Origin of the sequence: Catonella sp. (assembly GCF_052169795.1) — a bacterium.
Lineage (GTDB): Bacteria > Bacillota > Clostridia > Lachnospirales > Lachnospiraceae > Catonella.
The window spans coordinates 1-2576 of sequence record NZ_JBQNBU010000172.1 but is presented as its reverse complement, the minus strand read 5'-3'; the positions used below and the strand labels follow the sequence as shown (position 1 = coordinate 2576).

Below are 2576 nucleotides of genomic sequence, written 5' to 3'. Positions count from 1 at the left end.
ATTTATTTTATAATATCTTTATAACACTCAGGGCGTCTGTCCCGCATAAGCCCCCACTCAAGTCTTGCTGTATTTATTTCATCTAAATCAAAAGTATGCGTAAGAATGGTTTCATCAGTTCTTCCGGCATGTTCAATTATCTCTCCGGTCATATCGGTAATAAAAGAGGAGCCGTAGAAAGTAAGTGATGAGGATTGATTGTTATTTTTTTCACAAGGCTCTATGGTTTCGGTACCTATTCTGTTTGCGGCAATTACAGGTATAATATTGGCGGCAGAATGACCCTGCATAGTTCTCTGCCAATGTCCGCAGCTGTCTGTATTTAATACAGGTTCAGAACCTATTGCTGTAGGATAGAGCAATATTTCGGCACCGTTTATAGCGAGACTTCTTGCTGTTTCCGGAAACCACTGATCCCAACAGATACCTATGCCTATCTTGCCCGCGCTGGTATCCCATACTTTAAAACCTGTGTTTCCGGGAGTAAAATAGAATTTTTCCTGATAAAAATGGTCATCAGGTATATGAGTCTTTCTATATATGCCAAGGAACTTGCCGCAGTCTAACACGGCAACTGAATTATACAGTACATTTCCATCTTTTTCATAGAAACTGACAGGGATTACGGTTTCAGTCTTTTTGCTTATTTCTGTAAAATGCTTAACAGCATCATTTTCTAAGGCGGGTTTTGCAAAAGAATAATAATCGTATTTTCTCTCCTGACAAAAATACTGCCTTTCAAAAAGTTCCGGAAGTAATATCAGCTTTGCTCCTTTGTTTACAGCCTGCATCACAAGGTCTTCAGCTTTTTCTATACTTTCTTTCGGATTAGAAAAGCAGCTCATTTGAACTGCGGCAACTGTTAAATTTCTCATTATTTATCCTTTCTATTCTTTGTAAGAGGAACCTGAGAGGTAATACAGTGGATATTACCTCCACCTACAAGTATGCTTCTTGATTTAATAGGTACAATTTCTCTTTCCGGAAATAGTTCTTTTAGTATATTTACTGCAAATTCGTCATTTTCATCACCGAAGGCGGGTACAAGTACACTGCCATTTGTGATATAAAAGTTTACATAGCTTGCAGCCAGTCTTTCACCTATACTTCTTTCTGCCTCACCTTCCTCAAATTCATATCCATCCAGGTCTTCTTTTGTAACTAAAATAGGTTTCTTAGGTATTGGAAGTTTATGTATGATGAATTTTCGTCCTTTAGCATCGCTTTCATTTTCAAGCAGCTTCAAATCTGCAAGGCTCATATCATACTGAGGATCAGATTTGTCATCTGTCCAGGCAAGCACAAGCTCTCCGGGCTTTACAAAGGCACAGACATTATCTACATGTTCGTTGGTTTCATCATTATATATGCCATATGGAAGCCAAATTATTTTTTTTGCACCGAGATAATTAAGTAAAACATCTTCAATTTCATCTTTTGAAAGCTGAGGATTTCTCCCTTTACTTAATAGGCAGGCTTCGGTTACAAGGATTGTGCCTTCACCGTCAGAATGGATAGCCCCTCCCTCCAGTACAAATCCTGTTTTATGCAGGTCATAATAGTCATACCCGTATTTATTACAAAAAGTAGAGGCTAACATATCGTCATTTTCGTAGGTTGGGAGCAGACCGTCAAATTCTCCACCCCAGGCATTGAAGACCCAGTCTATGCCCCTTACCTCGTATTTGTTTGTGACAAAGGTTGGTGAGGTATCTCTTGCCCAGGCATCGTCGGTATTTGCCAAAATAAGTTCTATATTGCCAAGTGGAGCAAAGTCCTCCGGTACAAAATAATCCATCAACTCATCTTTATGAGCCTCATCACAGACTAAAAATACATTTTCGTATTTAATTATATTTTTTATTATGGCAGTAAAGGCAGGCTTGGCATCTTTTCCATCATAAGGAAAACTTCCACCTCTTGTCGGCCAGACCATAATGGTTCCTAAGTGTGGCTCATATTCTGCAGGCATAAGAAAACCATCCTTGGCTGCGGTGCTTTCAAGTATCATAGTATCTCCTTTAAATATTTAATAAATACTTCCCAAGATGTTTCGTGAATAATTTGGGATAATTTGTAGATATTCTAACATTTTACCGGAATTATTACTACCTAAAAAAGTGAAAAAATGATTTTTATCACAAAACAAATTATGGAAATCCTTCTTGTTATTTATGGATTTTTTTGAAAAAATGAAGAGATTGAAAATTAACAAAAGTTAAAAGAGTTAATTATATAAAATAGTATAAAAAATATAAGTATTGACGAATTAAAATTAATATGAGATACTATAGTTAGTAAAGAATAAACAAAATGAAGTTTGAAGTTAATATGTTTTTTAACAAAGGAGGAAAAAATGAAAGGAAAATTATTAAAAAAAATATTTATCAAAAAAGCTACATTTATTAAAAAGTGTACGGCTGTAGCTTTAACTGCATGTTTAGCCTTTCCTGTGAATTGGGGGGGGTATTGCATGAACCTGTAAAGGTTATGGCGGAGCAATTTGTTCCGATTGAAGATTTGGAAATAGGATTAACGGAGGCGGTAGTAGGACAAAGGTATGAACTTAACCGTGC

The 2576-nt window shown here is 36.4% G+C and carries 3 protein-coding genes; 1 reads left to right on the top strand and 2 read right to left on the bottom strand.

Translation table 11 applies throughout. The features are described 5' to 3' along the window. Positions 1 to 2: 2 nt before the first annotated feature. Both aguB and aguA read right to left on the bottom strand, forming a co-directional pair. Complete coding sequence (gene aguB / locus ACTTKP_RS12155) at positions 3 to 875, bottom strand: N-carbamoylputrescine amidase (protein WP_442554145.1); 873 nt, start codon at positions 873 to 875, stop codon at positions 3 to 5. Further along, the gene (gene aguA / locus ACTTKP_RS12150) at positions 875 to 2011 is read right to left on the bottom strand and encodes an agmatine deiminase (protein WP_442554144.1); all 1137 of its coding nucleotides are present in this window, start codon (positions 2009 to 2011) and stop codon (positions 875 to 877) included. The genes aguB and aguA overlap by 1 nt, the downstream gene beginning before the upstream one ends. Before the next feature lie 345 nt (positions 2012 to 2356). Between aguA and ACTTKP_RS12145 the strand changes: the two genes are divergently transcribed. After that, positions 2357 to 2485, top strand: coding sequence for a hypothetical protein (locus ACTTKP_RS12145; RefSeq protein WP_442554143.1), 129 nt, complete (start codon positions 2357 to 2359; stop codon positions 2483 to 2485). Positions 2486 to 2576: the final 91 nt, after the last annotated feature.

Bases quoted from the DNA above. Each gene is read 5' to 3' on its own strand.
- aguA (WP_442554144.1), bottom strand. From the start codon at position 2,011: ATGATACTTGAAAGCACCGCAGCCAAGGATGGTTTTCTTATGCCTGCA.
- aguB (WP_442554145.1), bottom strand. From the start codon at position 875: ATGAGAAATTTAACAGTTGCCGCAGTTCAAATGAGCTGCTTTTCTAAT.
- ACTTKP_RS12145 (WP_442554143.1), top strand. From the start codon at position 2,357: ATGAAAGGAAAATTATTAAAAAAAATATTTATCAAAAAAGCTACATTT.